The organism is Streptomyces sp. 891-h (genome assembly GCF_022760275.1).
GTDB lineage: Bacteria > Actinomycetota > Actinomycetes > Streptomycetales > Streptomycetaceae > Streptomyces > Streptomyces spirodelae.
The window spans coordinates 6,689,390-6,715,436 of the sequence record NZ_CP050693.1 but is presented as its reverse complement, the minus strand read 5'-3'; the positions used below and the strand labels follow the sequence as shown (position 1 = coordinate 6,715,436).

14 protein-coding genes are annotated in these 26,047 nt (G+C 70.6%); 6 read left to right on the top strand and 8 right to left on the bottom strand.

What is annotated here, in order from left to right:
• Positions 1-983 precede the first annotated feature (983 nt).
• The 7 genes from HC362_RS29490 to HC362_RS29460 form a co-directional block, all read right to left on the bottom strand.
• On the bottom strand, positions 984-1,526 hold the full coding sequence (locus tag HC362_RS29490) for a hypothetical protein (RefSeq protein ID WP_243087201.1): 543 nt from the start codon (positions 1,524-1,526) through the stop codon (positions 984-986).
• Positions 1,527-1,641: 115 nt separating this feature from the next.
• Complete coding sequence (locus HC362_RS29485) at positions 1,642-2,319, bottom strand: uracil-DNA glycosylase (protein WP_279240150.1); 678 nt, start codon at positions 2,317-2,319, stop codon at positions 1,642-1,644.
• Positions 2,320-2,421: 102 nt separating this feature from the next.
• Complete coding sequence (locus HC362_RS29480; protein ID WP_243087200.1) at positions 2,422-4,008, bottom strand: ABC transporter substrate-binding protein; 1,587 nt, start codon at positions 4,006-4,008, stop codon at positions 2,422-2,424.
• A 315-nt stretch (positions 4,009-4,323) separates the two neighbouring features.
• Positions 4,324-5,100: an SDR family oxidoreductase gene (locus HC362_RS29475; RefSeq protein WP_243087199.1), complete on the bottom strand. Its 777-nt coding sequence runs from the start codon at positions 5,098-5,100 to the stop codon at positions 4,324-4,326.
• Between the two features lie 22 nt (positions 5,101-5,122).
• Complete coding sequence (fabG, locus tag HC362_RS29470) at positions 5,123-5,884, bottom strand: 3-oxoacyl-ACP reductase FabG (protein WP_243087198.1); 762 nt, start codon at positions 5,882-5,884, stop codon at positions 5,123-5,125.
• Positions 5,885-6,028: 144 nt separating this feature from the next.
• Positions 6,029-6,451, bottom strand: a complete 423-nt coding sequence (locus HC362_RS29465) for a DUF3037 domain-containing protein (RefSeq protein ID WP_243087197.1) — start codon at positions 6,449-6,451, stop codon at positions 6,029-6,031.
• Positions 6,448-7,266, bottom strand: coding sequence for a HipA family kinase (locus tag HC362_RS29460; RefSeq protein ID WP_243087196.1), 819 nt, complete (start codon positions 7,264-7,266; stop codon positions 6,448-6,450). The genes HC362_RS29465 and HC362_RS29460 overlap by 4 nt, the downstream gene beginning before the upstream one ends.
• Positions 7,267-7,888: 622 nt before the next feature.
• On the opposite strand from HC362_RS29460, the gene HC362_RS29455 reads away from it, so the two are divergent.
• The 3 genes from HC362_RS29455 (at position 7,889) to HC362_RS29445 (ending at position 22,284) form a co-directional block, all read left to right on the top strand.
• Positions 7,889-13,906 (top strand): DEAD/DEAH box helicase, encoded by a 6,018-nt coding sequence (locus HC362_RS29455; protein WP_243087195.1) that lies wholly within the window; start codon positions 7,889-7,891, stop codon positions 13,904-13,906.
• Positions 13,903-16,212, top strand: a complete 2,310-nt coding sequence (locus HC362_RS29450; RefSeq protein WP_243087194.1) for a hypothetical protein — start codon at positions 13,903-13,905, stop codon at positions 16,210-16,212. The genes HC362_RS29455 and HC362_RS29450 overlap by 4 nt, the downstream gene beginning before the upstream one ends.
• 78 nt (positions 16,213-16,290) lie before the next feature.
• The gene (locus HC362_RS29445) at positions 16,291-22,284 is read left to right on the top strand and encodes a hypothetical protein (RefSeq protein ID WP_243087193.1); all 5,994 of its coding nucleotides are present in this window, start codon (positions 16,291-16,293) and stop codon (positions 22,282-22,284) included.
• A gap of 289 nt (positions 22,285-22,573) precedes the next feature.
• On the opposite strand, the gene HC362_RS29440 is transcribed toward HC362_RS29445, so the two are convergent.
• Positions 22,574-23,059, bottom strand: coding sequence for a MerR family transcriptional regulator (locus HC362_RS29440; RefSeq protein ID WP_243087192.1), 486 nt, complete (start codon positions 23,057-23,059; stop codon positions 22,574-22,576).
• A gap of 24 nt (positions 23,060-23,083) precedes the next feature.
• Here HC362_RS29440 and HC362_RS29435 point away from each other — a divergent pair, with 24 nt between their 5' ends.
• The 3 genes from HC362_RS29435 (at position 23,084) to HC362_RS29425 (ending at position 26,011) form a co-directional block, all read left to right on the top strand.
• The gene (locus HC362_RS29435; protein WP_243087191.1) at positions 23,084-24,532 is read left to right on the top strand and encodes a DHA2 family efflux MFS transporter permease subunit; all 1,449 of its coding nucleotides are present in this window, start codon (positions 23,084-23,086) and stop codon (positions 24,530-24,532) included.
• Positions 24,533-24,632: 100 nt separating this feature from the next.
• Positions 24,633-25,250: a TOPRIM nucleotidyl transferase/hydrolase domain-containing protein gene (locus HC362_RS29430; RefSeq protein ID WP_243087190.1), complete on the top strand. Its 618-nt coding sequence runs from the start codon at positions 24,633-24,635 to the stop codon at positions 25,248-25,250.
• Between the two features lie 311 nt (positions 25,251-25,561).
• The gene (locus tag HC362_RS29425; protein WP_243087189.1) at positions 25,562-26,011 is read left to right on the top strand and encodes a hypothetical protein; all 450 of its coding nucleotides are present in this window, start codon (positions 25,562-25,564) and stop codon (positions 26,009-26,011) included.
• The last annotated feature ends 36 nt before the right edge of the window (positions 26,012-26,047 follow it).

The following is a 26,047-nucleotide window of genomic DNA, read 5'->3' as shown; positions in this document are numbered from 1 at the left end:
GCGGGAGCGCATCGACGGAGCGACCGGCTTCTGAGCGCTCCGCGATCACCCGTGGGGGGACTTCCGTACCGGGGCGCGGGTGGGAAGAGTTGCCGGAGTGTCACGTATGACGAAAGCCATGGCCGTCGCGGGCGTGGCGCTCTCGGCCGCGACAGGGTGCATCACCGTCTCCGGGAACCCCGCCGGGCCCGGCGACGGGCCCTCGACCCAGCACTCCTCAGCTCCCGGCCGGGGTGCGGCGCCGACCCGTCTGGTACGGCCGCCCACGAAGGAGGGGCTGTCCCGCCTTCCCCGCCAGGACGCCTCCCCGGGCAGCCGGCGCGACGGAACCGCACGCACGGGCGGGACCGCTCCCCGTGCGGGCGGTAGCGGGTCCGCTGGGGGCGCGGAAGCCGGTTCGGGGCAGCAGCACGCTCCACTTCCGGTGCCGCGCAACCGGAGACAGGGCCCGGCAGCCGGTGGCGGGGGCTTGGGCCACGCGCACCCGGGAGGCGAGCGGCGCGGCGGCGGGGGCGGCCGTGACGAGCACCACCGCCACCACGGCCCCGCGCGGCCCGGCGCGGGGCACGGCGCCGGGGTGTGCGAGCTGGGTGAGGCCTATGGGCGCTGGGATGCGGACAGCGCGCAGGCGCGGATCTGCCGGGAAGCGTATGGGAGATGAGCCGCACTGACGGGGCGCCGGCCACCATCGGGCCTCGGCGACTGTCGCGGGGCTGCCTCACCGTCGCGGAGGTGGCAGAAGCGCTGCACTGCACGGGCCGAATACGGCAGAGAGCCGCGTGCGGCACAGGGGCGGCGGTCACGAGGATCGGGCGGCCACGAAAGAGAGCTGGCTACGGCAGCCGGGACGGCCACACAGAGAGCCGCCTGCGGCAATGGGCCAGCCACACCGGAAGGACGACCACGGCACAGGGCCGGGGACGGCACAAAGCCGGTGACCGCAGAGTGCGGCCACGGCACCGACGCGGTACAGCACCGACGGGCTACAACACAGGGCCCGCGCCGTCGCCCGGACCGCGCCTCCCCTCGCCGGGTGAGGCGGCGCCGTCGGCGATCCGCTTCTCCAGGCGCACGATGGCGGCGCGGATGCCCTCCCCGTACGCATCGGCGGGCAGCGCGTCGAGCCTGCTCCGTGCCCGCTCCAGCTCACAGCGGGCCGCCTCCTCGTCGCCCAGCTTGACGTGGTCGGCGGCGAGGTTGAGGTACAGCGAGGGGTAGAGCGAGCGGACCGCGAGCTGGTGCTCGCCCCAGCTGACCCGGTCCCGGTCCAGCGCGTCGGCGGCGGCCAGGGCTCGCAGGTCCCAGGCGAGCTCGTCGGCCGGGTCGTCCTGGGTGTCCGCCATGTAGTGCGCGATGGTGCAGCGGTGGAACAGGTCGGCTTCCACATCGGTCTCCGCCCACAGCGCCGCGAAGCGGTTCCGGGCCTCTTCCCGGTCTCCACCGCGGTGCAGCATGATCGCCTGGCCGATTCTGACCATCGTCGCGTCCTGGTCGCCCTGGGGCGCGTCCTGCTGGGCCTCCGCCACGAGGGGGCTCCTCCCGTTCGCCATCTGCCGGTTCCCGGTCGCCATCCACCGGCACATACGACGCTAACGGCCACCACTGACAATGGCGCTCACCCAGGGAGGAGCCCCGCGTGGCTCAGCCCAGGTCGGGGATCCGCCAGTCGATGGGGGTGTGCCCCTGCGCCGCGACGGCCTCGTTGATCTGGGTGAAGGGCCGGGAGCCGAAGAACCGCTTGGCCGACAGCGGCGAGGGGTGGGCGCCCTGCACCACCGCGTGCCGCTCGGTGTCGATGAGCGGCAGCTTCTTCTTCGCGTAGTTGCCCCAGAGCACGAACACCGCCGGGTCGGGGCGGTCGGCGACGGCCCGGATGACGGCGTCGGTGAACTTCTCCCAGCCCTTGCCCTTGTGCGAGTTGGCCTCGCCCTCGCGTACGGTCAGCACCGCGTTCAGCAGCAGCACGCCCTGCTCGGCCCATGGCATCAGATAGCCGTTGTCGGGGACGGGGTGGCCCAGCTCGTCCCGCATCTCCTTGTAGATGTTCCGCAGCGACGGCGGGGTCTTGACGCCCGGGCGCACCGAGAAGCACAGCCCGTGGCCCTGGCCCGGGCCGTGGTACGGATCCTGGCCCAGGACGAGCACCTTCACCTGCTCGTACGGCGTCGCGTCGAGGGCGGCGAAGACCTCCTCACGGGGCGGGTAGACCGGCCCGCGCTCCCGCTCCTCCTCGACGAACTCCGCCAGCTCCTTGAAGTAGGGCTTCTCGGTCTCCTCGCCGAGGACGCCCTGCCAGGACTGGGGCAGCATCTCTTTCACGCGCTGGTACCTCCGCTGCGGTGGTGCTCTTGGGGACTCTCGGGGGTGGTGCTCATTGATCGTCCCGAAGGTACCGCCCGGCACTGACAGCCCGTCGGCCGCCTACCAGTTCGACTTCTTGTACAGCTCCCACATGCGCATGATCATCGAGGCGTCGATCGCCCACTCGACACCGGCGACGTCCTTCTCGGCCGCGATGTAGACGTTGCCCTGCCACAGCGGCAGCAGCTGTACGTCGTCGGCCATCAGGCGCTGTGCCCTCGCGAACGACTGTCCGGCCGCGCCGCGGTCGCTCTGCCGGCGCGAGTACGGGAGCAGTTCCTCGGTCAGCTTCCGGTTCCGGTAGGGGGCGCCCATCGCGTTCTTCTCGCCGACGAAGGGCGTGATGTAGGTGTCGGCGTCCGGGAAGTCGCCGGACCAGCCACGGCCGAAGACCGGGTACTCGCCTTTGAGGTAGCCCTTCTGGAACGCGTCCCAGGGGCGTGACTTGAGGGTGATCTCGAAGAGTCCCGAGTCCTCCAGCTGCTCCTTCAGCTCGGCGAACTCCCGGCCGGCCGAGTCCCCGTAGCGGTCGTTGGCGTACCACAGGGTGAGGTGGACCTTGTCGGTGATACCCGCTTCCCTGAGCATCCTGCGGGCCTTCTTGGTGTCGGGCTCACCGTAGCGGTCGAGGAAGGCGTTGGTGTGCCCGGTCACGCCTGTCGGCACCATGGAGTAGAGCGGCTCTGCGGTCCGGTCGTAGACCTTGCGCACCAGCTTCTCGCGGTCGACTATCTGGGCTATCGCGCGGCGTACGGCGGGCTTGGCGGCCTGCTTGTCCTTCGGGTTGAAGACCAGGTAGTGCACCTCGGAACCGGTTATCTCACTCAGGTCGATGGAGGTGTCCCCCTCGGTGGCGGCGTCCTGGAACTCCATGATCTCTTCGGGGGTCAGACCGCGGTAGGTGAGGTCTGTCCGGCCGGCCTTCAAGTCGCTGACCATCTGCGTCGACCGCTTGTAGTACCTGATGGTGACCGTGTCGTTCCGGATCTTCGCGGTGCCCTTGTAGTCGTCGTTCCTGGTGAGCACGGCCCGCTCCCCCGGCTCGTAGCTGGTGAGCTCGTACGGACCGGAACCGGTGGCCGTGTTGCCGGGGTGCAGGGTGGCGTCCGGATAGTCCTCCGGATCGACGAGGGACGTCGCGGGGGTGGAGAGGATGTACGGGAAGGTCGCGTCCGGCTTCTCGAGCCGGAAGACCACCACACGGCTGCCCTTGGCCTCGACCTGCCGGAGGTTGGCGAGCAGCGCCGCCGGGCCCGAAGGGGAGTCGATGGCGGTGACGCGGTCGAAGGAGTGCTTGACCGCTTGCGCGTCCAGCGGCCTGCCGCTGGAGAATTTCAGTCCCTTGCGGAGTACGCAGCGGTAGACCCGGCTGGCCGAGTCGGTGAAGCCGCACTCCTTGGCGGCCTCCGGCTCGGGCGTGGCGCCGGAGTTGGGAATGGTCATCAGGGTCTGGAAGATGTTCCGGTACAGCTCCCAGGAGCCGTCCCAGGCAGCAGCCGGATCGAGGGAACTGGGTTCGCTGGTGGTGCCGACCACGATTTTGCGCTCCTCGTCCCCACCACCGCCGGGGAGCGAACCGCACCCGGAGACGAGTGCGAGGGAAAGTATGGTCGCTGCGGCTCTCGGCAGCCCGTTCCGGTCGAACACATGCGCTCCTCAGTCGGCGGTGCCTGTGCTGCTGGTGCGGTGCCCATGGGATGCGCCCACGCTCGGAGGGGGGCGTCACCCAACTGCGGGAAAACGTTTGGACACTACCCCAGCCACAGCCGTGAGGGAGCCGAACCGGATGTCCGGGTGCCGGTACCTGCGGTCCGGCACCCGGACATCCGGGCCAGAGGATGTTCACCGCGCGGAAAGGCGGCGCCCGCCCAGCGGCCGCTCATGCCGGCCCAGCGCCCGTCCCGCGCCCGCCCGGCGCCCCGACGGGCGGAGCCGAACCGGCCCACGCGCGAGCCAGAGCGGCTATTCGACGCCGGCGTTGAGGAACAGGCCGCCGTCCACGGTCAGCGTCTGGCCGGTGATCCAGCCGGCATCGTCGGAGGTCAGGAACCGCGCGGCACCCGCCACGTCCTCCGGGGCGCCGAGCCTGCCCATCGGGTAGCGGGCGGCCGCCTCCTCCTCACGCCCCTCGTAGAGCGCGACGGCGAACTTCGTCTTGACCACGGCCGGCGCCACCGCGTTCACCCGGACCTTCGGCGCGAACTCGTGCGCGAGCTGCTGCGTCAGGTTGATCATCGCGGCCTTGCTCATGCCGTACGCGCCGATGAACGGCGAGGCGGAGATGCCCGCGATCGAGGCGACATTGACGATCGTCCCGCCGTGCTCCTGCTGCCAGGCCGCCCAGGTGCGCTGCGCGAAGCCGAGCGCCGAGATCACATTCGTCTCGAACACCTTGCGCGCCACCGCCAGGTCCAGCTCGGCCATGGGGCCGAAGACCGGGTTGGTTCCGGCATTGTTGACCAGGTGGTCGACACGCCCGTAGGCCGCCATCACCCGCTCGACGGCGGCCGCCTGGTGGTCGAGGTCGTGCGCCTTGCCCGCGACCCCCATCGCCCGGTCCGCGCCGAGCCGTTCGACCGCCTCCTTGAGCGCGTCCTCGTTCCGGCCGGTGATGCACACCCGGTCGCCGCGCGCCACCAGCGCCTCGGCGATGCCGTAGCCGATGCCGCGGCTGCCGCCCGTCACGAGGGCGACCTTCCCGGTGTCCGGGCGCGGTCCGCCCGCTGTCTGCTCCGTCATCTCTTCCGCTCCTCGCCGGCCGTCAGTTGAGGGGTCCGCCTGCGACGTACAGCACCTGGCCGGAGACGAAGCCGGCCTTCTCGTCGGCGAAGAACGCGACGGCGTTGGCGATGTCCTCGGGCTCCCCCACGCGCTGCACCGGGATCTGAGTGGCGGCCGCCGCCTTGAAGTCGTCGAAGCCCATGCCGACGCGCTCGGCGGTGGCAGCGGTCATATCGGTGGCGATGAAGCCCGGGGCCACCGCGTTGGCCGTGATGCCGAACTTGCCCAGCTCCTTGGCGAGGGTCTTGGTGAAGCCCTGCATACCGGCCTTCGCCGCCGCGTAGTTGACCTGGCCGCGATTGCCGAGCGCCGAGGAGGAGGAGAGGTTGACGATGCGGCCGTAGCCGGCGTCCACCATGTGCTTCTGGCAGGCGCGGGACATCAGGAACGCGCCCCGCAGGTGCACGTTCATGACCGTGTCCCAGTCGCTGTCGCTCATCTTGAACAGCAGGTTGTCGCGCAGCACCCCGGCGTTGTTCACCAGCACCAGGGGGGCGCCGAGCTCCTCGGCGACGCGTGCGACAGCGGTCTCGACCTGCGCCGAGTCGGAGACGTCACAGCCGACGGCGAGCGCCTTGCCGCCCTGCTCGGTGATCTGCTCGACGGTGTCGGCGCAGGCGGCCTCGTCGAGGTCGAGGACGGCGACGGCGTGGCCCTCCGCCGCCAGGCGGACGGCCGTGGCCGCGCCGATCCCTCGGGCGGCGCCCGTCACGATGGCGACTCGCTGCTCGGTGCTGGACATGCTGGTCTCTCCTCGGCCTGAGTGGGTGAGCAACCGCTTAGTACCTTTAGCAGTCGTGACGCTATGGGGCGGGCGATGCGGTGTCAACGCCCGCCCCTGGCGAGCAGCCGGTGAGCAGTCGGAGCAGTCGGCTCCTTGCGGCCGTCACCGCACCAGCAGGTCCAGCAGGCGCTCGCTCTCGGCCTCCGGGTCGGCGGTGAGCCCCGTGTGCACCGGGCCGGGCTGGACGACCGTGCTGCGCGGCGCCACCAGCCACCGGAAGCGCCGCCCCACCTCTTCCCCGGCCGCCTGCCCGGCCTGCGGACCGCCGCTGCACACTCCCTCGACGGCGTGCAGCGCGGCTCGTACGCCGCGCACATCGGCGCACGGATCGAGGGCGAACAGCCGGTCCTCGTCGAGATGGGTGCGCGCGGCGAGGAAGGAACGCGCCCGGCAGTAGACCAGGACCCCCGCGTTGATCAGCTCGCCGCGCTCGATGTGGGGAACGACACGCAGCAGCGCGTACTCGAACACATCGAGATCGCCGCGCGCCTCGCGCGCCCCTGCCGCCGTACGAATCCGCTTCACTTGGCACCGCCGCCCTTCCCGGTGAGCCACCCCGGCGCTTGCGAGGGCCCGTCCTTGCTCGGCTCGCCGAGCGTGATCCGCTCATGGATCGTAAGGGCGCGGGAGGCCAGGACCTCGGTGTACGCGGCGCGCACCTCGTCCGCGTCGGCGAAACCGGGCTCGTCGGCGAGCCACTCGTCGGGGATCTCGGCGGCACACTCGGCCAGCAGCTCCCCCGTCACCCGTGGCGCCAGCGCTGCGGCGGCCTCCTCGACGTCCGGCGCGAAGGGGGCCAGCGCGTGGTCGGACGCGTCGTAGGGCCGCTCGGCGGAGGCCCGCGCCGTCGGCCAGTTGTGGTGGAAGATCAGCGTCGCGCCATGGTCGATCAGCCAGAGATCGCCGTGCCACACCAGCATGTTGGGGTTGCGCCACGACCGGTCCACGTTGTTGACCAACGCGTCGAACCACACCACACGGCCGGCCTCTTCGGCCCCCACCTGATAGGCGAGCGGGTCGAAGCCCAGCGAGCCGGGCAGGAAGTCCATCCCGAGATTGAGTCCGCCGCTCGCCTTCAGCAGCTCCTGCACCTCCTCGTCGGGCTCGGACAGACCGATCACCGGATCGAGCCAGGTCCGCACCAACTCGGGCACCCGCAGACCGAGCCGCTGCGCGAGCCGCCCGCACAACACCTCGGCCACCAGCGTCTTGCGACCCTGGCCTGCGCCGGTGAACTTCATGACATAGGTCCCCAGGTCGTCGGCCTCGACCAGACCGGGGAGCGAACCGCCCTCGCGCAGTGGTGTGACGTAGCGCGTGGCTGTGACTTCGGGGAGCATTTTCCCAGGTTATACGGCCGTGCACCCTTGAGATCGACGGTGGGTTGCCGGACCCCTCCGACCCGACAACCCGCCCTGACCCCCTGGGGAGAATGCGGGGAGTAGCGTGGTGGGCGGGGAGAGCCGCGATCGGGTGCCGCTGGGGGCGCATCCGGAAGCACAGACAGGGTGGGCAGGAGCTTCCAGGCGTCGGCGTCCGGTGTACCGGCATCGGCGCTGTGGGCGGTGAAGGAAAGACCGTCCTCACCCGGCGGGTCCAGCCTTTCGGGGATGAGTGCCATCTTGCCCACCGTCAGGCGCAGGAAATCGCTTCATCCCTGTGGTGCAGTCGGACACGTGGCACCGGGGGTACCCTTCGCAATTCCGCCCAGAAGGCGATCTCAGGGCGGAAGAATGCAGACAAATACCAACAGGCGTTGCCCGTTCGACCTGGGGAATCCAGGTGCGGTGTCCTCGTCTGCTCCGTGCCCTGCCGCTACCCAGTAATTTCCCAAGTGTTCCATAGAATTTACAAACTTATCTATGATGCGTGTCACGTCCCGGTTCTCCAGGGGAGGGGAGCCGAGGGCGCGGAACGGTGCGGTCAGGTATGGACCGGCGCCGTGCGTAGGGAGGGGTGTGCATGCCCGAGGGGCAGGCGGTTTCCGCAGCGTCGCGAAAAGTCGCAGAGCTGGTCCGCGCTTTCCCATCCGGAATCTCTGAGCGGGACCTGGCCGTCGAGGCGAAGAGGCAGTTCGGCAGGTTACCCGAGCAGCGGTTGGTCAAGCTCGTCGCCGAAGCGGTCCGCGGAGGTCTGCTGATCGCCTCCGGGGGCCGCCTCCTGCCTGCTGCTCCGCAGGAATCGGTGATCCCGGAACAGGGGGCGCCGGAACGACGGAAGCCGGGCACCAAGGCGGCTGTTGTCACGCCGTTGGACGAGACATCCGTGTTGCGGGCCGTCGCCCTCGACGTCGAGAGCATCGTGCGGACGACGGCGACCGCTCCCTACCTGGAGCGGCACGTCTACGAGGTGGCAGCCGTCAGGTTCGGCGCCGACCGGGAGTGGGTCGCGGCGGCGCCCCGTTGGCAGCGGTACCTCAGGTTCCCGGACGATGGTGAGGAGCTGCGTGACGGCAGCGTACGGGACGCCGTGCTGAGCCAGGGGGTACCCGGGCAGCAGGCATGGAACGAGCTGGGCGACTTCCTGTCGGACGCCGATGTCATTGTCGCTTACAACGGCACGGCACTGGACTTCCCCGTCATCAGCCAAGCGGCGAAGGAGGCCGGTAGAAGCGATCCGCTCTCCTCCGTTCGCCCCGTCGACGCCTTGTACCTCGCGCTCGCTGTCTGGCCGACCGCCACCTCCCACCGGCTTCAGGACCTGGCGCTCCAGCTCGGCGTGTCGCGTTCGGGCCTACGAGCCCACACAGCGGACGGTGACGCGGTCCTGCTCGTCCGCCTCCTGGAACGGGCCGCCGCCGATTTCGCCTCGAGAACAGCCGAGTTGCGCGACCTCGTAGCCGACGTCTGCCCCGACTCCGACGCGTGGCGGCTACTGCGCGAACTGGCCAAGGGCAAGGCCACCACCGAACGGGAGCCGCTCGTGTGGGAGCAGGCGCACGTAGCCCGCATCTTGGGTGCTGAGTTCGCACACCACGCACCGCGCCGCACCCCTGATCGAAGGGCACCGGGCCGGGGCGCCGTAGACGTACCGGACACCTTGCGAGGGGCGGGCAAGCGGGTTGAGCCGACCGCTCTCGCTCGGGTCGTACACGGCTCCCGCGTGGAACCCCGGCCTGCCCAGCAGGAGATGACGACGACACTGCACGACTGGACCGACCGCGGCGTCAGTGGCCTGCTGGAGGCACCCACCGGCACCGGAAAGAGCTACGCCGTTCTCGCCGCCGCGCTCGACTGGCTCGCCGGAAGCGAGAGCCGTACCGCTGTCATCGCCACGTACACCAAACAGCTACAGAGCCAGCTGGCGAAGGACATCCAGGATCTGGAGCGGGCCCTGCCCGGCATCCTCGAGCTGGCTGACCTGGTCAAGGGCAAGTCCAACCGGCTCTCCCTTGCTGCCCTGACGAAGGCCCTCGCCGAAGCCACCCGCCGGCGCCCCTCCGCGGGTGCGACCCGCACCCGGCTCTCCAAGCCGCGCCGCTTCCGTGAACTCGCGGTCTTCCTCGCGCTCCGCCTGCTCACTGCCGAAGCTCCCCCTCAGTCGTGGACGGCGCGCTCCGTCGACCCGGTGGACCTGCCCGCCTTCTTCACCGACTACATGGGGCGCGGTCTTGCGCGGTGGCTCGAGTCGCTGTCCCAGCGGGACGGCGACTACGGGCCCGCCGCAAGCAACCCGCTCACCGTGCACACCGACACCGTCCGGGAGGCCATCGGGGGTCACCGCCTCATCCTCGCCAATCACGCGCTCGTCCTCTCCCACCTGGACGACCTGCGCGCACTCGGGTCCGATGTGCTCCTGGTGATCGACGAGGCTCACGAGTTGGAGAACGCCGCCACCTCCGCGCTGACCGTGGCCGTCGACTACCAGGACCTGGAAGCGCTGCTGCCGGAATACCACGCCTGGGTCACGGACGCACACCCGGGCACCGCACGCGACCACGCCGCCGCGGCGATCACCAACCTCGAACGGTTACTCGATGACGAACGGCTCCCCCGGCTCGCGGCTCAGGCCTTCGACGCACAGGCCAAGGGGGTGGGCGTACGGATCGGCAGCCGGGCGACCACGCTCGCCAGCCCCTACACAGGCACCTCCGGTACCAGGAACACGCGACGGCTCGCGCTGGTGCTGGAGAGCATCGCCAAGGCACTCGCGAGCTGCCGCATCGCCCTGGAGCGGTACGTGGCCCAGCATGCGGCCGGGATCGACCCGCTGGTGCGGGAACGCCTGACCGCGCTCGGGGAGCACACCGACTCCCTCACCACGGCCCTCGACCGCATCACATCCGACGTCCGCGCCTTCCTCGACCCCGCCCTGCCCCTGGACGAGGTGCTCCCTTCCCGGGTGATCCACCTGGAGGAACTGGCCGATCCCGAGCCAGAGTTGCGCTCCTACCGCTTCCGCGTCGCCACCAGCCCCGTGGACCTGCCCGCCGATCCGGAGTGGCGGCGCTACCTGGAGTCCTTCGACCGCGTCCACTACGTCTCCGCGACGCTGCGCGTCGCAGGAGAGTGGGACTTCATACGGAGCCGGCTGGGGCTGCCCGAGGACCTGCCTGTGCTGGCCCTGCCCTCCCCGTTCGACCTGAGCGGCCAGGCCGAAGTCGTGTGCTTCTCCGACTTCCCCTCCTGGGCCGAACAGGAGGAGGGCGCCCTGCGGACCGTCGCCCACCAGGTGGCCGGTTTCGCCGCCGAGATGACGCGTGAACGCGCCGACGGAAGCGGGTTCGACGGCGGCGGCATGATCCTCACGACCGCCCGGTCGACTGCCGCCGGCATCGGCTTCCACCTTGTGGAAGAGCTGCGCTCCCGAGCCCTGGACACTCCGGTCGTCGAGGCGCTCACCCTCGGCAACGGCCGGGCCTACCAGGCCTTCACCGACCGGAGGGACGGCGGAGGGTTCCTCGTCGGCACCAAGGGGCTCTGGCAGGGAGTGGATGTCTCCGACGCCGAGCGGCTGCGTCTGGTCTGGATCAACAAGCTGCCTTTCGCTCCCTTCGCCGCTCCGATCGTGGAAGCCCGGCGCGCGGCGGTCGCCGAGCGCGCCGGGCGTGCCGGCCACCCCGATCCGGACGGCGCCGCCACTGAGCACTTCTATCTGCCGCTCGCCGCGCTCCAGCTCCGCCAAGCGGTCGGTAGGCTCATCCGCTCCGACCGGCACCGCGGCGTCGTCGTCATCAGCGACCGGAAACTCGCCGGAGAGAGCAGCCTGCGCCGCTCCTACCGGCGCGCCTTCCTCGGCAGCCTCGACGACGGGCTGGAACGCCCCGACCCGGACACCGGCGACACCGGCGGTGGCAACGTCACCACCATGGCCGAAGGCTGGCGTCGGATCTGGGAGTTCATGGCGGCCCACAACCTTCTGGAAACCGCCCGGGCCGGCGAACTGTGCACAGACGAAGCCCTCGAACGGCACACTCTCCTGCCGCACACCCGGCGCATCCGCGCACTCGCGCTGACCGCGAAGGAGACGCGGATACTGCGGGAACAGGGGCTGCTCGCCGACGAGGTCAGGGACCGCTGCGCCCGTATCGGCGGCCTGCTGCGGCTCACCGACGAACCCGTGGCCCTCAAACCGGCCCAGCAGGCCGTCATCACCGCTGTCGCGGAGGGCCGCAACGCACTCGGACTGCTGCCCACCGGCTTCGGGAAGAGCTTCACCTTCCAGCTTCCCGCGCTGGTCCTGCCCGGCGTCACCGTGGTCGTCAGCCCGCTCGTCGCCCTCATGCACGACCAGGCCCTCGAACTCAACCGGTCCATCGGCGGCGCGGTCCGGGCCTTGATCTCTCCGCTGCGCGAGTCCAGCAGCAGGGCCGGCAAGACGGAAGTGACGGACCAGTTGCTCGGCCGCGCCGACCACGGCATCCGCCTGGTCTACGTCAGCCCGGAACGCCTGTGCCAGCGGCGCTTCAGAGAGACCGTGCGCGCGGCCGCGGGGGCGGGCCGGGTGTCCCGGATCGCCGTCGATGAGGCACACACCCTGGCGCAGTGGGAGGACTTCCGGCCCAGCATGCGGCGGGTCAGCAGATTCCTGGACGAGTTACGCCGGGACCATGGGGTCGCGGTCACCGCGGTGACCGCGACCGCCAACCGTGCGGTTCACGAGGCGCTGCGCGAAGGGCTGTTCGGCCTGGCAGCCGAGGTGCCGGAGCCCGCCTCGGCAGCGGCGGGGGCGGAAGCTGAGAATCCCGGTGTGGTCGGTGGGCTGGTGACGGTGCACGAAAGTCCGATCCGGCCCGAACTCGCCGTCTTCCGCCGCTCCCTCGACCGGTTCGGTCAGAGCGGGGTGGCCGGACTGGTGGAGAGCGTCGTGGATGTGATCGACGGTCACGCCATCCTCTACTGCCTCACCGTCAAGGAGGTGAACACCCTCTACAAACACCTGCGCGAGTACATAGGTGATGCCGGTATACGCGTGCTGCGCTTCCACGGTCGGCTGACGGAGGCGGAGAAGGCAGCCGTCATGACGGAGTTCCGGGAAGCGCCCCGGGAGGGGGACGACGGCTTCGTACCAGTCGTGGTGATAGCCACCTCCGCGTTCGGGCTCGGCGTCAACAGGCCCGACATACGAACCGTGCTGTGCGTGTCGCCGCCCACCGACCTCGCCGCGCTCTACCAGCAGCTGGGACGGGCCGGACGCGACAGCGCGGGCCTGGGAACGACCGGCGAGGGCCCGGTCAACAGCGGTCTCGCCCTGGCGACGAGCCGGGGCCTGGGCATGGTCCGCTTCATGACGGGCCATGAAGTCCCTGCCTCGCTCCTGCGACGCATGGGCGCCCTCGTCCTCGCACAGCGGAACGGCACGCTGGACCCGGCACGACTGGCCGACGCACTCATGGCCGAGGACGCCGCGAGCGGTGCGCTCAGCGAGGCGGAGCTGGAGGACCGGCACACACACGAGCGCTACCAGGGCGGCGTCATGCGAGCGTTCAGCGCGCTCGCCGACCTAGGCGCGGTCGAGGACCTCGGCGACCACCCACCGTACTGCGCGGTCCGGCCCGGCGACCTCCAGCCGGCCGGCCACGGCACGGGACGGACGCACACCGCATCTGAAGGGCCCGGAGACACCGAAGCTGAAGAGTGCAGTACGGAGTGCGATGCGGAAGCGGCCGGGCTCGCGCGGCTGGAGCAGGACCTCATCGACACCGCCCTGTCCTGGCCCACCCGAAAGCCCGTCGATGTGCGGATCCTCGACCGGGAACTCTCCGCCCGCTGCCCCGAGTACCGTTCGGTTGCCGACGGACCGGCGGCGACCTGGGAACTGCTGGCCGATCTCCACGACCGTGGACTCCTGGACGTCTCCGCGGCACCCAGCCGCCGCCTCGTGACCGGCCTGACGATTCGAACCCGCACTCTGCCGGACGGCTTTCTCCCGGTGCTCGGCCGACGCGGGCGCCGAGCCGTCGAGGAGCTGGGCAGGCTGCGGCACTTCTTCGACGCGAGCACGGTCTGTGCCCAGCGGATCTTCGCTGACTACTTCGGCCTCACCGACCTGCCCGAGGGCTGCTGCACCACGGCCCGCTGCCGCTGCTCCGCCTGCTGGGACACCGGCCACTGGCCCGTGGAAGAGCGCCGCCCAGCCGTCGCCCAAGCCTTCGGCAGCCCGCGCCCCCGCGAAGGCGGCAGCACCGACACCGCGCTGCGGAACCGGCGGGTCGACATCCAAATGCACCGGCTGCTGCAACTCCAGCCGCAGGGCGCGCACCCGCGCCGACTGTGGCACGCACTGCGCGGGGACGAGTCCTCCTACAACCCGAGGAACCGGAAGATGACCCTACTGCCAAGGGCGATACGGGAGAGCCGCCACTTCGGCGGCCGGGCCGATCTCCCCTTCGCCGAAGTCGGCGCGAGCCTCGCACGGCTGGCCGCAGCCGAAGCGGCCGTCGAAGGGCCGGACGGCCTCTGGCGCGCCGTCCGCCCGGCGCGGCATCCGGGGTCCACTCGGCCGGGAAGCGGCCCAGCGCGGAAGGGGGGCGAGGCATGACCACGGTGATCACCAACGGGGCGGACATCTGGCAGCCGTACGACGCCGAGCCGGTGCTCACCCCCTCCATGACCGGCGGACACCGGAACACGCCCCCCGAGGACCTGGAGCGGCTGCGCCGCTATCTGGAGGCGGTGGTCGCAGCCCGTGCGTGTCCGGTGCACACCACGGTCGCCTTCAACGCCGCCTACTTCGGCTACGAACTCGGCGGCGACGGCCATGGGAACGGTCCCTTCGACCTGGACGCCTTCCCCTCCCTGACGCTGGGTGACGAGGCACCGGCCCTGCCCGTCGGAGCGCTCGTCCGGATCGCAACCGGCTCCGATCCGCTGTTCGCCGAGATCGTCTACAAAGAGGGCCGCCACCCGGCGATCGAGGACGGCGCCGACGTACCCGCGTGGGTGTCCGGGGCCCCGGCAGGCGTGCGGGAGCCGCAGGAGAGTCACAAGGCACCGCGGCCCGTTCGCCGGGAGCTGCTGGTACCCGACCTCACGGCCTTCGGCCCGGCGCTACAGCTCGGCGAGGCAAAGCTGACGAGGTTCCGGGCACACCAGAAGTGGCTCAACAGGGACGGACATGTCGTCATCGACGCCCGGTACGGTTCCGCACGGCAGACCGAGCTGGACGACTCGACCGCCTTCGTGCACCACCTGCTCACCCACCAGCGGGAGGCGCTGCTGAGCCCTCTCGTTCCGGTGTCCGTCGCCCACCTGGCTGGAAGCAGCACCCAGGAGCGGATCGAAGCGGCCCTCATCGGGCTGCTGGACACGGTCGCTCATGCCCTGCGCACCAGCGACGCACTGCGAAGCTGGGGCCACTACGCGCTGACCCGTAGCCGCATCGGGGCCGGGCTGTGCCACGACGGGCCACTGGGCGGAGCCGATCTGCGAGCGCTGACGGGCTCACTGGAGCGCAGCGCCGCACCGGCCACTCGCCGACGTCATGGCTTGAGCGACTCCCGCACCGTGTACACGGCGATCGGGCCCTGGCTGCGCGGCGTGGACGGTGCCGAACCACTGCTGACGGGTGTGGAGTACGCGGTCTCGGTGTGCCGCGCCAACCTCGCGGTCGCGGACTTCATCCGCGGGGACACGGACCACGGCCTTCGCGCCGGGGCCGACGTACGGATCACGCTCGACGACGACTTCGAGAGCGGCGGGATCTGGCGGGCGCACCATCCCGGCTCCGAGGAAGCGGACGACAGCAACCCGTTGCGCCCGGCGGGACGCGGCTGGCATGGCGCGGTGCAGCCACCCGAACCGCCCCTGCGGAGCGCTTTCCACGAGGAAACCGAGGAAGAGCGGTACCTCGAAGCGGAACCCGCCGACGCGCCGCTCCAGGACAGCGACCGGATCGGCCCGCCCAGCTACGTACGGATCGACGACAGCGAGATCTGCTGGCAACTCCCGCTGCGTCTCGCCCACCTCCTGGAGGACAGACTGCCGCTGAGGCGGATGGTCCGGGACGGGCTGAGGTATCTCGGCCTGGAGCGTGTCCCCGCCCGCCTGGAGCTCAGCCATCCCGGTGGGGAGCTCGACCCGTCCGAGGAGGCCCAGGAGGTCCTTGTGGACCTCACCGAGGGAAGCGGCATGCTGCGGAACGTCCAGTGGCCCATCGACTTCTTCCCCGGGCTGTGCCTGTACATCCAGTGGCCGCGCGGGGGCACTGCGTTCCGCGTCCATACCGTCGAGCTGGAGGACCCCGTCGAGATCGACGGGCAGCTGATCGCGCACCGCTACGCCCCCGCGGTCCTCACCCGGGAAGGAGCTCCGGGCAGCGACCGGGACGGCGACTCCTCCGTCGGCCTGGACACCCGACGCCTCGTCCTTCGGGCCGTACGACGCTTCGGCCGGCTCACGCCCGACGGGCATGCCCTGCTCGACCGGAGCGCCCTTCCCCGCGGCGTCTACGACACGGCTCCAGCCCCGCACCAAGTCACCGCGTTGGAGCAGGCCGTGGAGGAACTCCTCGTCGAACGGCACCTCTTCCCAGCCGTCGGCAGCCGTGGCGCGGACGGCGAGCCCCACTACCCCGCCCGCGAGGACGAGCCCACGATCGCCCTGATCGGCTACGCGCCGAACCCCGTGATGGTGCCACGGCCAGGCTCGGGATTCGGTAGGCCCGCACAGGTAGGGGGTGTGGAGCACTTCGTCCACGGTTTCCTGCGGAGGCTGCCCCCGAACTCGGAACCGACCGACGCGCAGCGCGCCGCCTACCGCGAACACTGCCGCCACGTGGGAAAGGCGGACGGCTGGGAGCTGCCAACCGGCTACACCTTCGTCACCGCACACTTCCGCCGTCGCTGACCTTCTGGCGGACCGAGCACGCCAGCGCGCCGTACACCCCCCGCATCCACACCACGGAATCCAAGAGATCGGGACTGAATGACCGCCAGCTATCGCGTGGTTGCCGAACCACCGTTCTCCCCGCAGGGCACACCGCCGACTGTGCTCAAGGAACTCGCCGCAGCCCTCGACGGGCTCGGCCCGGTCCTTGACGGTGCCCTGGACGGCCTCACCGTCACAGAGACGGAACTCGCGCTCAACTCGCTCGGGCCCAAGGACCGTCAGACCATCATGAGCGGCCTCGGGTTCCGCAAGGTGGAGCCGCGGCGCTTCGGGCACGTACTCAGCGAGCAGGTACTCAAACGGATGCGACGGGTGGAGCCGGTCGCCCGCAGGCACGCCGCGTCCCACCTCACGGCGCGGATCATGGACGACCTCGACCGCACGGTCGGGGAGCACGGAGCCGCCCGCAACGGGCCCGGCCTCGTGGACCGCTGGGGAGCACGCCTGCTCCGCCTGGCGTTGTTCTCCCACATCCAGGCGTCGGCGTACGACGCCCGTGTCCTCATCTGGGCCGCCGACCACGACTGGTTCGGCATCGAAGCGGGCGAGTCCGCCCGGGACGCGGTGGCCAAGGCCGCCCAGCGGGTGATCGACGAGACTTCCGCCTTCGACCGGCCCCCGGAGCCGCATGAGGACGCGGCGGCCGAGGGCACCTCGCAGATGGCGGCCATCCCGGCTCCCCGACCCGACGACACGGAGCCCCCGAAGCAGGCCGGGCCCACCGCGGAGGACGGACGCCGGCCCCGCGGTGAGCGGGAGTCCCTGGATGAGTTGGCCGCGGCTGAGGAGGAACTCCAGCGCGTCATCGAGGAGGCGCGAGGAGCCGCCGACCGCCTGCGCACCTCCCTGCTGGACGGGCGTCCGCCCGCCGACACCGATCTGGCACCGCTCACCGCCGTCGCTCCCGCGTTCTCCCGCGCGCTCTCCGTACTCGCCGCGCTCGGCGCCACCAGCGTCACAGAACGCCTCACCGATATCCGCACGGCGATCGACGAGCTCCGAGCGCGCGCCGAACAGAACGAGAGGAACGCCGAGACCCGTCGCATGCTGGCGACGGTGACAACCTTCGACTGCTTTCCGGACAGTGCTGTTGCCACGGTGGTCGCTGATGCCAGACAGCTTGCGGAGGGGCTGCTGGCCAAGCAGCGGTGGGACGAGAAGGACGACACCTGCGCGCGCTTCCTCACGCTGCTGGCACGCCTCGCCCTCATGGAGGACCAGTCCGACACACAGCAGGAGATCATCGACCTCCAGCAGCAGCTGTCGGTCGCGCATCCGCCCTACGCCGTCGCCGCGGTGCTGTACAAGCAGATCACGGTGGGCGAGAACAGGATCGCCGATGACGACACGGCGGCCCCGCTGGGCACGGGCAACGCCGAGGCCGCCGATGCTCAGGAGACCCCGGCCCCAGCCGTTGCCTCGGAAGCGGCCACTGCTGCGGGCGGCGACACCGGCACGCCCGTGGCGCAGGACCGGCAGAACCAACACACCGCCGTTTCCGGTCCGGAGGAGCATCCTTCCCGGTCCAGCGATGCCGCGGAGCCGCAGCCTGCGCCGGCCCTGCCGGTCATCGCCGAGCCAACGGCGACCGCAGAGACCGTCACCCGTGACGCCGACGGCACTCGCTCCAAGAAAATCGAGCCGGTCCTCGCCCGGCTCATCGCCGAAAAGCGCTTCGGGCTCGCCGCCCATCTGTCGCAGGCCGCCGACCGCCCGGAAACCGAGTCCGCGGTCCTGCGCCTTGCAGTCGCGGCGACACTGCTGCGCTCCAGGACCGGCCGCGTGGCTCAGGTGATCGAGGAGTCGCTGCACGAGTGGGAGGCCCGCAAGGAGAGCGACACCGACGCTCTGTCCCTGCTCCTGCTGCCCACGCTGGTCCGAGCAGCTCTGGTGACGGGCGCGCCCGTGGTCGGTGCGCAATTGCGGGCGCTGGCCCCTCAACTGCCGGACGCACTGCACGAGGTGGCCACCACGGTGGCGGAGCGCGCCCTTCAGGGCGCACTGCTCGTGGCGCCGCCCGACACCGTCGTCGCCGATGTCTCCCACACCGAGAGCGAGCTGCGGTCCGCCGTGGAGGCCTGCCAGGTTCTGCTCACCGTGCCTCGGATGCGATTCCAGCGGGCCAGCGCCATGGTGCAGCACTGGCTGGCTCCGACCGGGCTGCTCGGCAGCGTGCTGACCGCGATCGTGGCGGGGGCCCCGGATGCCGCGACTCGAGCGGACGAGCTGCTGGAGAACCTCGCGCGGCGCACGCAGGTCGAGGCGGCGATAGACGAAATGGACGCAGCACTGCGTGGGCCGGGCGGTCGCAGCATCCAGGGGTCGGGCCGCAACAACGTCCGCCACTGCATGGAGCGGGTGCGAGACGCCGTGCGGCGGTGGCGTGCGGTCAAGCGCGACCTGGAAGCAGAACGTGCGGAGGAGAACGTGTGGGCGTTCCAGTCCGTCGCCTCGCTGCGACTCTCCCTCCTCGATCTGCGCGAACGGGTCACCGACGACCTCACCGCGGCCGAACGCAGTTCCTCGGTCCTGGCGAGATCCACCGCTTACGTGGCCCGGGACCTGTTCGCCGAGATCTTCGCCGGCCTGGACGCCGGCAGCCGGCCGGTCCAGAAGGGAGCCGAGCCGGATGTCCAGCAGGTCATGGACGTCGAGCTGTACAAGGCACGGCCGACCATGCTGGGCGAGAGGCCAACCCTGGACGGCCTGCTGGAAGCCGTGGACCGTACCTGGGACGACGCGATCGAGCACCGGCTGGCTGGTGACGAGTTCGGGGTCGTCCGTACGATTCTGGGGCTCGCCGACCTCGGCCTGCTCGCGGCGGCCCACACACTGACCCTGTCCGAGGAGCGCCGCGCACAGCTCACCACGTTGGAGATCGAGCGCCGCTCGGCGCTCGGCGAGAAGCAGCGGCACTTGGCCGCCCGGCTCCGCCGGTCCCAGGCGGACGAGGCGCTCACCGTCGAGCAGGACGTCAGCCTCCAGGAGCTGCTGGTGGACGCCAGAGCACATCTGGCGCACGACGGGCCGGACGAGCTTGCCGCGGTCCGCCGCAACCTCGACCGGGTCGAGGAACTCCTGCCCCGCTACCGCAAGGAAGCCGCCGACCGGCTGCGTGCCCGACTGGCCGCGCTGACGGACGTGAGCGCGGAGGACCGCGAACGAGTCCAGCGCAATCTGGACACCGACAACCTGGCCACCGCGGCCGAACTGGTCTACTTCCTCGAACTGGGTGAGCCGGTACCGGAGATCAGGTCCGAGGACTCTCATCTGGAGGCGTTCTTCCCCGCAGTGCCCGAAGCGCTGCCCGGCGGTATCTGCCCCGAGCTGATCGCGGCCGTCCGGGCCCGAGGACGACACGGTGACGACACCGTTCTCGACTACGCCGGGCTCTCGGAAGAAGAGGCCGAACGCGCTGCCGGGGCCCTGGAACTGTGGAGCACGCTGGCCGCGACCAAGGACCGCATCAAGATCAACCCTCGTGCGAGCCTCACCCCGGCCCTGTCCCTGCTCGGATACGAGGCGCGGCGGGCCCGGCCCCTGGACGACCTGCCGCGCGGCAAGGATTACCGGTTCTTCGAGCTCGCGGAGGTGCACGTCACCGGCCGTGCCTGGGCTCCGGCGTTCGGGTCGCAGATCAAGGACCGGGGCGGCAAACTGCGTGCCCTGCTGATCTGGGGCCGCCCCGCGGCGAAACTGCTCATCAGCCGCGCGCTCCAGGACCCCGACGAGAGCAGCCTGCTCGTCGTCCACTTCGGGACGCTGGACAGCAGGACCCGTATCGAGCTGGCCGCCGCCTCCCAGGGCACCAAGCCGATCCTGGTCGTCGACGACGCCGCGCTGGCTTACCTCGTCGCGCACGGCAACCGGCGGGTGGACGCCACCACCGAGACGCTGTTGCCCTTCTCCGCTGTGAACCCGTACATCAAGGAGAAGCGGGGCCAGATCGGCCGGGAGATGTTCTACGGCCGGGACCGCGAGCGCAAGAACATCCATGACCCCGCGGGGACCCAGATCCTCTACGGTGGCCGGGGGCTCGGCAAGTCGGCCCTGCTCGCCGACGCCGGCGACCGCTTCGAAGAACAGCGCCCCGGAGCACACCGCAAGCTCTACCTCAATCTGGACAAGATCGGCATCGGCCGGGGCACCGCACTCGGCGCGGAAGCCATCTGGCCCACGCTGGACCAGGAGCTGATCAGGGAAGGGGTCCTGGAGGAGCCCCGGCGCCGGGGGCCACGGCAGGAGTCGTGGCAGCGGGTCACCGGCGGGATCGCCCGCTGGCTCGCTGAGGACCCCGACCGGCGGCTGCTCATCCTCCTCGACGAATGCGACCGCTTCTTCGAGGCGGACGTTCCCGAGTGCACAGAGACCCGACGGCTGCGCGGGCTGGGCGAGGACTCGCGCGGCCGTGCCAAGGTCGTCTTCGCCGGTCTGCACTCGGTGCAGCGCTTCACCCGGCTCGCCAGGAACGGCCCGTTCAGCCATCTGGCGCAGACGCCGACGGTCGTCGGACCGCTTGCTCCCCAGTTCGCAGCCGACCTGATCGTGCACCCGATGCGGGCGCTCGGCTTCGAGTTCGCCGACGTCGACCTCGTCAACCGGGTGCTGGGCTTCTGCTCGTACCAGCCCTTCTTGCTGCAGATCTTCGGCAGCAGGATGGTGCAGGTCATGCAGGGCAAGAGGGCGGGCACACCGCTCGGCCCGCCTCCCTACACGATCGAGGAGTCCGACGTGGACGCGGTGGAGCAGGATGCTTCGCTGCGTTCGGATATCACCGCGGCGTTCAAGGACACCCTCGCCCTGGACGACCGCTACCACGTCATCGCCAACGTCCTCGCTCAGCACGCCCGTGACAACGGCCTCGAAACGCGGCTCAGCGACCGGGAGTTGCGGGAGGAATGCGCCGGCTGGTGGCCCCGCGGATTCGAGCAGCTGGACAGCGAGGGCTTCCGCGCCTACCTCCAAGAGATGGTGGGCCTCGGTGTCCTTGCGCCCAACAACGACGGGCAGGGCTGGCACCTGCGAGGGCCCAACGCCCTCCGCATGATCGGCACTGCCCAGGAGATCGAGGCGCGGCTGCTGCGCGCGGAGAAGGAGTCCCGGCTGGAGGAGACGGTCGTGTTGGAGAGCCGTCCGGACCTCTTCGACGACCGATCCACCCCGCTCACCGTCAACCAGATCGACTACCTGCTGGGAGAGTCCGGCAACCAGGTGCGTGTCGTGCTCGGTACACAGGCAACGGGCATCGCGGACGTGGAGCGGACCTTGCGGGCAGTGACCGGCAAGGTGGCCGGCTGGTCGGTGCCCCCGATCGGCAGCGCCAAGACGTTCCGCAGAGAACTCGCCGCAGGCCGGGCAGGCGAGCGGCGACTGCTCATCAGCGATCTCTCACTGAGCAGTGAGAAGTCCTGCCGTGAGTCCCTCGACCTGGCAAGCACGGTCCTGCCCGAGGCTGCCGAGGCCACCAGGTCCGTGGTCCTGGTGTCGGGTGTGGCCCAGCTCGGTTTCTGGTCCGACCTCCTCACCGGGCCCGACGCCGACCACGACACCGTCGTAGTGTTGCGCCGACACGATCTGCGCAGCCTGAAGGACTGGACGCAGCGCTACAGCCTGTGCGAGACAGAGGAACGACTGACCCGTCTCGCGGCGGCGACCGGCGGCTGGCCGTACCTGCTGGACCTGGCCTTGCAATTGCGAAAGGGTCGGCCCGACCAGGACAGAGTGCTGAGCGACCTGACGTCGTGGCTGGCGCAGAGCAACGGTGCCGAACAGTTCGTCGAGGCCGTGGGTCTGCTGGAGAGCGACGTCCTCAAGACCGCATACGACGAGGTCGTCGAACAGCTTGGTACGGAATGGCACGACGACATCTACCTCGTCACCGCTGCCGAGATGGCCGGCCTCTCCACCGACGAGGCGCGCGAGGCCATCAACTGCCTGGAAGCCCTTCAGGTGTTCGACCGGGACGGCACGCGCCTACACGTCGAACCTGTGCTCCACACGGCGTTGGGCGTGCTCGAGGGAAAGGGGTGAGCTGCTGGGGCGACCTGGGCCCGTAAAGACGTTGGGCGGCTGTGGTGCCACGATGCTCATTCGGCCATGGGACCTGTCCGACCGGGCGCGCGGCACCACCACGGGCGCCCGGGCCGCTGTCGAAGACGTGATCAACACCGACGGCGACCACCCCTGACAGTGCCACAGGCGGCACCTTTCCCGCCCCCGCCGGCCAGGGTCCGCGACACCTCGCTGCCCGGCAGCGCACCGCCCCCTGCTCAGCGCTCGCGCTCCCGCCTGCTTCTTGAGCCGACCGACCGTGCGCGGCTCAGCCGGGGCCGGGTTCCACCGGTGCCCACAGCCGGTCGGCGTCGCCCTTGGCCACGCTCTTCCGGTAGGTCTCGATCTTGCGGTCGATCGTCTTCAAGTTCTCCTGGGTCTCGGCCAGTCTGGCCAGGACATCGGCACGGTGGGCTTCCATCAGGGCGAGCCGTTCGGCTTCGTTGCCCGGTCCCGCGGCGACCAGTTCGGCGTAGCGGCGAATGCCTCTGATGGGCATGCCGGTGGCGCGCAGTTTGGTGCAGACGACGATCCACTTGAGGTCGAGTTCCCGGTACCGGCGGCGGCCGCCGCTCGTGCGGTCGACCGGGGTGACGACCAGGCCGGCGCGCTCGTAGTAGCGGAGCGTGTGCACGCTCACCCCGGTGCGGCGGGCCGCCTCGCCGATGGTCAGGCCCTCCGCGGGCACGGCGTCGGCGCGTGCTTTCGGCTCGGCGGCAGCACCGGAGGCCGATTGGGGTTTGATTTCGAGCACGCTCTAAATCCTAGCGTCCTTGCCATGAGTTCCTCAGTGCTGTCTCCCCCCAGGGCTGCCGAGATGAGCCGGCGCCGCAAGTTCCTGGTGCTCGCGGTCTGCTGCGCCAGCATGATCGTCGTGGTGATGGACATTTCCATCGTCAACGTCGCGCTTCCCGCCATGGGCCGTGATCTGGGCGCCTCGGAGTCCGGTCTCCAGTGGACGGTCGACGCCTACACCCTGGTGCTGGCCGGGTTCCTGGTACTGGCCGGGTCCACTGCCGACCGGGTCGGCCGACGGCGCGTCTTCCAGGCGGGGCTCGCCGCCTTCGGCCTCGGGTCGCTGCTGTGCGGCGTGGCGCCGGGCATGGGCTGGCTGATCGCGGCGCGCGTGCTGCAGGCCGTCGGCGGAACCATGCTCAACCCGGTGGCCATGGCGATCGTCGCGAACACGTTCACAGGCGCCGCCGAGCGGGCACGGGCCATCGGGATCTTCGGCTCGACGTCCGGGCTGGCGCTGGCGCTCGGCCCCATCCTGGGCGGCGTGCTGGTCGACGCTCTCGGCTGGCGGTCGGTCTTCTGGATCAACGTCCCGGTCGTGGCCGCGGCGATCGTGTGCGCCGCGCTGTTCGTGCCCGAGTCCCGTGCCACCCGGGCTCGCCGGTTCGACCCGGTCGGGCAGATCTTGATGGTCCTGGTCCTGGGCAGCGTCGTCTACGCGGTCATCGAGTCGGGGTCGCTCGGCTGGTCCTCGCCGGTCATCGTCGGGCTGCTCGTCGTGGCCGCGCTCGGTGCGGCGGGGCTGCTCCGGTACGAGTCGCGCCGTACCGACCCGCTTCTGGAGCTGCGTCTCTTCCGCAGCGTGCCGTTCAGTTCGGCGATCGTGGCGGCGCTGTGCGCTCTGTGCGGCTTCGGCGCGTTCTTGTTCGTGACCACCCAGTACCTGCAGGACGTACGCGGGCTGCCGCCCGTGGCGGCGGGGCTGTGCCTGCTTCCGGTCGGGCTGCCGGTCCTGGTGGTCTCCCCGCTCGCCGGGCGGATGGTCGGCGAGCGCGGCCCCCGGCTGCCGCTGGTGGCAGCCGGGAGCGTCCTGGCCCTCGGCGGCGGCGTGTCACTCACGCTGCGGCCGGACACCCCCCTCCCGGCCGTGCTGGCGGTCTACCTGCTGTTCGGCGTCTTCCTCGGTGCCGTCAACCCGCCGATCAGCAACTCGGCGATCTCCGGGATGCCCCGCTCGATGGCCGGGCTGGCCGGCTCCCTGGCGTCCACCGGCCGCCAGGCCGGCACCACACTGGGCGTCGCGATATCCGGAACAGTGATCGGCCCGCAGATCGCACGCGGCGGAACGGCGTTCACAGGCGCGGCGCACGGCGTGTGGTGGATGACCCTCGCACTCGGCGCGAGCATCGTGGCCCTCGGCGCGATCGGCTCCACCCGCTGGGCCCACGGCACAGCCGAACGCGTGGGCACCCTGACCGGTCCCCGGCTGTGAGCTGGGGGCGCAGCAGCGGGGAAGGGCTGTGCAGTTGGGCCGTGCACGGAACGATCGAATATCGGGTGCCGGGTGGGAGAGGGGAAGGCAGACTTGGCGCATGGCGGACATGGGGGCGTTCCGGGACGCGGTCAGTGGTTGGGCGAATGGTGGTTCCGGCGGGTCGGCGGGCGAATTGGCCCGGCGGCTGGGGGTGCGGACGGCCGTGCTGCTGGAGGGGGCGAGCGACTTCGCCGCCGTTGAGACGCTGGCCGCGCGGCGGGGGCGGGACCTGGCCGCCGAGGGGGTGTGCGTCGTACCGATGGGCGGGGCCATGAGCGTCGGCCGGTACGCCGGGCTCCTCGGACCGCCCGGCCTCGGCCTGCGTCTGACGGGTCTGTGCGACGAGGGCGAGCAGGGCTTCTACGACCGGGGGCTGAGACGTGCGCGGGTGCCACAGGGGGGTTTCTTCGTATGCGTGACCGATCTGGAGGACGAGCTCATCCGTGCGCTGGGCACCGCGAGAGTGGAGGGGATCATCCGAGCGGAGGGCGACCTCCGCGCCTGGCAGACGTTCGTCCGCCAGCCCGCGCAGCGCGGTCGGCCCCGGCAGCAGCAGTTGCGGCGGTTCCTCGGTACGAAGAAAGGCCGCAAGATCCGCTACGGCCACCTCCTCGTGGATGCCCTGGCCCCCGAACAGGTGCCGGCTCCGCTCGACGATCTCCTGGCGAGCTTGTGACCGGCCCGCCTGCCCGCCCCGGGGCGGCGGCGTCGTAAGGGCGGGCATCCTGCCGCGAGGGCGGAGCAACCTGATACGCCATCCCTCCGGAGGGCATCCGCCTGTGTGAGGTGCCTGTCAGGCCAGGCCGTTGCGCTGCGTCAGCCTGCTGCTCGCGGTCCCCCTGGCCGCCGTCGGACCGGAAGCCGCCTCGACTTGCGGCAACCGGCAGGACGGCGACGGCGGGAATCCCCAGGTCAGTAGGAATGTTCTGCGGAATACTTTCCCGGATTCCCCGGCATCGGTGATCTCCCCGTGCCACGATCCCCGCCATGCGTATTCACAAGGCCGCGGCCTGCCTTCTCGCCGCGACGGCACTGTTGCTGGCGGGCTGCTCCGATGACGGTGGCGGCAGCAAGAAGTCAGCGCGTGGCGGCGGCAGTAGCAGCAGCGGCGGCAGCGATGCGAAGGCGGACGGCGGCGACGGCATGGTGACCGTCGAGATCAAGGTGACCGGCGACTCCCCGGCAAATGTCTACGTTCCGGGCGTCCTCGGCAAGGGAGTCGACAGGGAGGACCTGGACATCGACGGGCTCAAGACGCCCTGGTCGAAGAAGTTCAAGCTGGAGTCGGGCCGCATGGTGAACATGCAGACGTCGTCCTCCGAGCCCAAGGCGGAGATCGGCTGCCAGGTACTCGTCAACGGCAAGGTCGTGAAGCAGAAGGTCACCAAGGCGAAGCCGGGCAAGACCCTCGTCTCCTACTGCTACACCACCGTGTAGTCCGGAGCCTGTCTGCCGGGAGGCATGGGTGGCGGA